Source organism: Stenotrophomonas sp. STEN030 (genome assembly GCF_056759995.1).
Genome location: NZ_JBRREB010000099.1, coordinates 1 through 5,878 on the forward strand (window position 1 = coordinate 1; position 5,878 = coordinate 5,878).

Below are 5,878 nucleotides of genomic sequence, written 5' to 3' on the forward strand. Positions count from 1 at the left end.
GGCTGTGGCTTTGGCTTTGGCTTTGGGTTTGGCTTTGGCTTTGGCTTTGGCTGTGGGTTTGGCTGTGGCTTTGGCTGTGGCTTTGGCTTTGGCTTTGGCTGTGGCTTTGGCTGTGGCTTTGGCTGTGGCTGTGGCTTTGGCTGTCCCCTCTCCCGCCTGCGGGAGAGGGGTAGGGGTGAGGGCAAGCTCTTGCTCTTGTTCTTGCCTTTGCCCCGGCTTCTGCCTCCCCACCACAACCCCAAAAACAAGAAAGGCCACCCGAAGGTGGCCTCTCTCAAATCACTGAAGCGCAGTCTTACTTGACCAGCTTCGCAATAGCAGCGCCCAGGTCGCCCGGCGAACGGACGGTGACAACGCCAGCAGCTTCCATCGCTGCGAACTTGCCCTCAGCCGTGCCCTTGCCGCCCGATGCGATCGCACCAGCGTGGCCCATGCGCTTGCCGGCCGGAGCCGACGCACCAGCGATGAAGCCGACAACCGGCTTCTTCACGAACTGCTTGATGTACTCGGCACCGGCTTCTTCAGCGTCGCCGCCGATTTCGCCAACCATGATGATGCCTTCGGTCTGCGGGTCTTCGTTGAACAGCTTCAAGCAGTCAACGAAGTTCAAACCGTTGATCGGGTCACCACCGATGCCGATGCAGGTCGACTGGCCCAGGCCCACTTCCGTGGTCTGCTTGACCGCTTCATAGGTCAGGGTGCCCGAACGCGACACGATGCCGATCTTGCCCGGCATGTGGATGTGGCCCGGCATGATGCCGATCTTGCACTCGCCCGGGGTGATCACGCCGGGGCAGTTCGGACCGACCAGCACGGTGTCCGGATGGGCACGGGTCAGCACGTTCTTGACGCGCAGCATGTCCAGCACCGGGATGCCTTCGGTGATGCAGACGATGACCTTGATGCCGGCAGCAGCGGCTTCCAGGATCGCATCAGCCGCGTACGGCGGCGGCACGTAGATGACCGATGCGTCAGCATGGGTGCTCTCGACAGCCTCGGCGACGGTGTTGAACACCGGCAGGTCGATGTGGGTGGTACCACCCTTGCCCGGGGTCACGCCGCCAACAACCTTGGTGCCGTACTCAACCATCTGAGTGGCGTGGAAGGTGCCCTGCTGGCCGGTAAAGCCCTGCACGATCACCTTGGTGTTCTTGTTAATCAAAACAGACATTGGATTTCCTTCGGTGTCGGATCAGGCAGCGTTCTTGACAGCTTCAACGATCTTCTTGGCGCCATCGTTGATGTTGTCAGCCGGGATGATGGCCATGCCGCTGTCACGCAGCAGCTGCTTGCCTTCTTCCACGTTGGTGCCTTCCAGGCGCACCACGACCGGAACCTTGACGCCCACTTCCTTCACGGCAGCGATGATGCCTTCGGCAATCATGTCGCAGCGGACGATGCCGCCGAAGATGTTGACGAAGATGCCTTCGACCTTGTCCGAGGACAGGATCAGCTTGAAGGCTTCAATGACGCGCTGCTTGTTGGCACCGCCGCCCACGTCCAAGAAGTTCGCCGGCTCGCCGCCGTTGAGCTTGATGACGTCCATGGTGGCCATGGCCAGACCTGCGCCGTTGACCATGCAGCCGATGTTGCCGTCCATGGTGACGTAGTTGATGTCCAGCTCCGAAGCGATCACTTCGGTCGGGTCTTCCTGGGTCTTGTCGCGCATGGCAACCAGAGCCTTCTGGCGGAACGCGGCGTTGTCGTCGCTGTCGAACTTGCCGTCCAGCGCGTACAGGTTGCCGTCGTCCAGGATGGCCAGCGGGTTGATTTCAACCAGCGCCAGATCCTTTTCGTTGAACAGGCGGTACAGGTTCACCATGATGTTGGCGAACTGGCCAGCCTGCTTGGCGGTCAGGCCCAGCTTGAAGCCGAAATCACGGCCGTGGTAACCCTGCACGCCTTCAACGAAGTCGACGTTGAGCGAGTGGATCAGCTCCGGGGTTTCAGCAGCAACCTGCTCGATCTCCACGCCGCCTTCCGAAGAAGCGATGTAGGTGATGGTCTTGGTGCCACGGTCAACCAGCACCGACAGGTACAGCTCCTTGACGATCTCACCGGCGGTGGTCACCAGCACCAGGTTGACCGGCAGCTCGACGCCTGCGGTCTGGTAGGTAGCCATCTTGGTGCCGAGCATCTTGGCCGCAGCGGCCTTGACGTCGTCGGTGGTCTTGCAGAACTTGACGCCGCCAGCCTTGCCGCGGCCGCCAGCGTGGATCTGAGCCTTGACCATCCATGGGCCCTGGCCCAGCGACTGGGCAGCAGCTACAGCCTCGTCCGGGGTCGCAGCGACCTTGCCGGCTGGGACCGGGATGCCGTATTCGGCAAGCAGTTGTTTTGACTGGTACTCGTGGAAATTCATGCGTCACCGTGGGAATAGGAACGACCGCACGCATCTCCTCGGGCCCCGGCTTGGGGGCGCCGGCAAGGACTGCGGCGGGCCCACTATTGTGGCCGAGCCAGCGCCGGGGCGCAAAGAAGTCTGTACAAATGGCCAAGTGCGGCATGTTTTCTGGCCATTTTTCAGCAACTTGCCTCTGAATAGGGGGCGCTGCGCGCGTGTCGTGCAGCAGCCCGTGCGCACCTATACTTGGCGGGTTAACGCTTGGATAGGAGTTCCGGCTTGGCCCCCAGCACCTCGCTCATCGACCGCATCGAATCGATACCGCGTCGCGAGCTGTATTTCTTCGCCCTGTACCGGGTGCTGATCGCCACCCTGCTGGCCGCGCTGGTCTTCAGCCCGCTGACGCCATTCGCTGGCGAGGCGCACCATCTGCAGTTGGCCGAAGCCGTCACCATCCTCTATCTGCTGGTAGCACTCGCGCTACTGGCTTGGGGCCGCAACGAGCGCTGGTTGCAACCGATCGTGTTCGGCAGCCTGCTGGTCGACATCACCGCAGCCACCCTGCTGAGCCATGCCCTGCCCGGCGCCAGCGCCGGCATCTCGATGTCGCTGCTGTTCAACATCGCGGCAGCCGCCCTGCTGCTGCCGCTGCCGCGGGCCATGCTGCTGGCGCTACTGGCTGCTGCGGCCAGCGTCACCGAATACGCGTGGCAGGCGTTCGAAGGCAGCGACAACCTGCGTACGCTGGCTGAGCTGGCGATGTTCGTCACCAGCTATCTTGCACTGGCCTTCATCGCCTACCAGATCGGCAGCCGCACCCGCCGCACCCAGCAACTGGCCGATCAACGCGGTGCCGAAGTCGCCAACCTGTTCGAAGTGAACGAGTTGATCATTCGCCGCATGCGCACCGGCGTGCTGGTAGTGGACACCAATGGCCACATAACACTGGCCAACGAAGCCGCCACCGCCCTGCTCGGCGACATGGAAGGCGCGCTTGCCACCGAGCGGGTCGCACTGACTATCGCTTCGCCGGAACTGGCTCGGCGCCTGCAACGCTGGCGCAATGGTTGGCATGAGGACGAACAACCGCTGCAGCTGGCCCCGGAGCAGGCCGAAGTACTGCCACGTTTCGCCCGCCTGCTGGCCGACAGCGACATGTCCTTGATCTTCCTGGACGACACCACCGTGGTCTCGCGCCGGGCCGAATCGCTGACCCTGTCCACCCTTGGCCGCTTCTCGGCCAGCCTGGCCCATGAAATCCGCAACCCGCTGGCGGCGATCAACTACGCCACCCAGCTGCTGGAGGAGTCGGAAGACATCGGCGAGGCCGACCGGCGCCTGCTGCAGATCATCCATCAGCAATGCCAACGCACCAACGGCATCGTCGAAAGCGTGCTGGCGCTCGCCCGGCGCGAGCGGGCCAATCCCGAGAACCTCGACCTGGCCGCCTTCGTGCGCCGCTTCGTGATCGAGTACCGGCAGACCCTGTCACTGGAGAATGACAGTCTGGAAGCCGTAATCCGCGAGCCATCGATAATGGCGATGATGGACCCCCGGCACCTGCACCAGGTGCTGACCGCATTGGTCCACAACGCCCTCAAATATGGCCGTATAGCCGATGAGCCGGCACGGATCCGCATCCGCGTCGCCTCGGCTGAACGCAATGCGGTGATCGACATCATGGACCGCGGCCCTGGCATTCCTGATGCCATCGCCAGTCAGCTGTTCCGGCCGTTCTACACCACCTCCGAACATGGCACCGGCTTGGGCCTGTATATCGCCCGCGAGCTGTGCCGGGCCAATCAAGCCCAGCTGGACTATGTGTCCATTCCAGCTGGCGGTGCCTGCTTCCGGCTGACCCTGAGCATCCCAAAAACCGCGTTCGCCCGCGGCGAGCGCCAATGAGTCGATTCTTGATGCAATCGTTTGTAGACATGCCGCCACCTCGGCTATCGTTCCATTCATGAACGCAACACATAGCGCCCTGATCGTCGATGACGAACGCGACATCCGTGAGCTGCTGGTCCTAACCCTTGGCCGGATGGGCTTACGGATCAGCACCGCAGCAAACCTCGCCGAAGCCCGCGAACTGCTGGCCAGCAACCATTTCGACCTGTGCCTGACCGACATGCGCCTGCCCGACGGCAACGGCATCGAACTGGTCACCGAGATCACCCGTGACCACCCCGCCACCCCGGTGGCGATGATCACCGCCTTCGGCAGCATGGATCTGGCGGTGGAGGCCCTTAAGGCAGGCGCCTTTGATTTCGTCAGCAAGCCGGTGGACATCAATGTGCTGCGCGGGCTGGTCCGGCACGCCATCGAACTGAACAACGAAGCCCGCCCCAGCACCCCGCCACCGCCGGAGAACGCCACCCGCCTGCTCGGCAGCTCGCCGGCCATGGATGAGCTGCGCGCCACCATCGGCAAGGTCGCCCGCAGCCAGGCACCGGTCTACATTCTGGGCGAATCCGGTGTTGGCAAGGAACTGGTGGCCCGTACCATCCACGACCAGGGCGCGCGTGCGGCCGGGCCGTTCATCCCGGTCAACTGCGGCGCCATCCCCAGTGAACTGATGGAAAGCGAGTTCTTCGGCCATCGCAAGGGCAGTTTCACCGGCGCCCACGCCGACAAGCCGGGGCTGTTCCAAGCAGCCAGTGGCGGCACCTTGTTCCTGGATGAAGTGGCCGAGCTGCCCCTGCAGATGCAGGTCAAGCTGCTGCGTGCGATCCAGGAAAAATCGGTGCGCCCGGTAGGCGCCGCCACCGAAGTCACCGTGGACGTACGCATCCTCTCGGCCACCCACAAAGACCTGAGCACCCTGGTGCAGGACGGGCGCTTCCGCCACGATCTGTACTACCGCATCAACGTCATTGAACTGCGCGTACCGCCGCTGCGCGAACGCCGTGGCGACCTGCCGCAGCTGGCCAGCACCATCTTGAACCGGCTGGCACAGCAACAAGGCCAGAAGCCACCACAATTGGCAGCTTCGGCACTGGAAGCACTCGACGCCTATTCCTTTCCTGGCAACGTCCGCGAACTTGAGAACATCCTTGAGCGCTCGCTGGCACTGGCCGACAGCGACCGCATCGACGCCAGCGACCTGCGCCTGCCGCAGCCGCAAACTGCGCCGCCACGCGTTCCCAGTAGCGACACCCCGGCACCTGTTGCTCCTCCCCAGGAAGCCGTTGTCGATATCGACCCTGCCAGCTCCGCCCTGCCCTCCTACATCGAACAGATGGAACGCACGGTGATCCAGAAGGCACTGGAAGAGAATCGCTGGAACAAGACAAAGACCGCCGCCCAGCTCGGCATCACCTTCCGTGCCCTGCGCTACAAGCTGAAAAAGCTGGGCATGGAGTAAGGCGGACAGCCAAAACCTGGCTAGAGCCGAGCCATGCTCGGCAAGGCACTACCGGGAAAGCCTCACTGTAGAGCCGAGATCCTATGTTCGCGGTCAAGCCTGCTGGAAGCAGGCTTGACCTACTCTCAGCATGGTCGGATCGAAATCCCGGCCGCTCTTGAAGACACCCC

The 5,878-nt window shown here is 62.9% G+C and carries 5 protein-coding genes; 3 read left to right on the plus strand and 2 right to left on the minus strand.

The features are described 5' to 3' along the window. The coding region (locus ACVOLR_RS19700; RefSeq protein WP_481537940.1) for a hypothetical protein at positions 1-303 on the plus strand (303 nt) is incomplete at its 5' end. Here ACVOLR_RS19700 and sucD read toward each other — a convergent pair. Together sucD and sucC are read right to left on the minus strand one after the other, a co-directional pair. Continuing rightward, complete coding sequence (sucD, locus tag ACVOLR_RS19705) at positions 296-1,171, minus strand: succinate--CoA ligase subunit alpha (protein WP_481531321.1); 876 nt, start codon at positions 1,169-1,171, stop codon at positions 296-298. The two genes, ACVOLR_RS19700 and sucD, sit on opposite strands and share 8 nt — an antisense overlap. Positions 1,172-1,192: 21 nt before the next feature. Next, positions 1,193-2,362, minus strand: a complete 1,170-nt coding sequence (gene sucC / locus ACVOLR_RS19710; protein WP_346499776.1) for an ADP-forming succinate--CoA ligase subunit beta — start codon at positions 2,360-2,362, stop codon at positions 1,193-1,195. A 261-nt stretch (positions 2,363-2,623) separates the two neighbouring features. Between sucC and ACVOLR_RS19715 the strand changes: the two genes are divergently transcribed. Next, the gene (locus tag ACVOLR_RS19715) at positions 2,624-4,249 is read left to right on the plus strand and encodes a sensor histidine kinase (RefSeq protein ID WP_481537941.1); all 1,626 of its coding nucleotides are present in this window, start codon (positions 2,624-2,626) and stop codon (positions 4,247-4,249) included. A gap of 58 nt (positions 4,250-4,307) precedes the next feature. Next, entirely contained in the window at positions 4,308-5,708 is a 1,401-nt protein-coding gene (locus ACVOLR_RS19720) for a sigma-54-dependent transcriptional regulator (RefSeq protein WP_481537942.1), read from the plus strand. The last annotated feature ends 170 nt before the right edge of the window (positions 5,709-5,878 follow it).

Coding starts and splice junctions, on each gene's coding strand:
- sucC (WP_346499776.1), bottom strand. CDS start 2,362: ATGAATTTCCACGAGTACCAGTCAAAACAACTGCTTGCCGAATACGGC.
- ACVOLR_RS19720 (WP_481537942.1), top strand. CDS start 4,308: ATGAACGCAACACATAGCGCCCTGATCGTCGATGACGAACGCGACATC.
- sucD (WP_481531321.1), bottom strand. CDS start 1,171: ATGTCTGTTTTGATTAACAAGAACACCAAGGTGATCGTGCAGGGCTTT.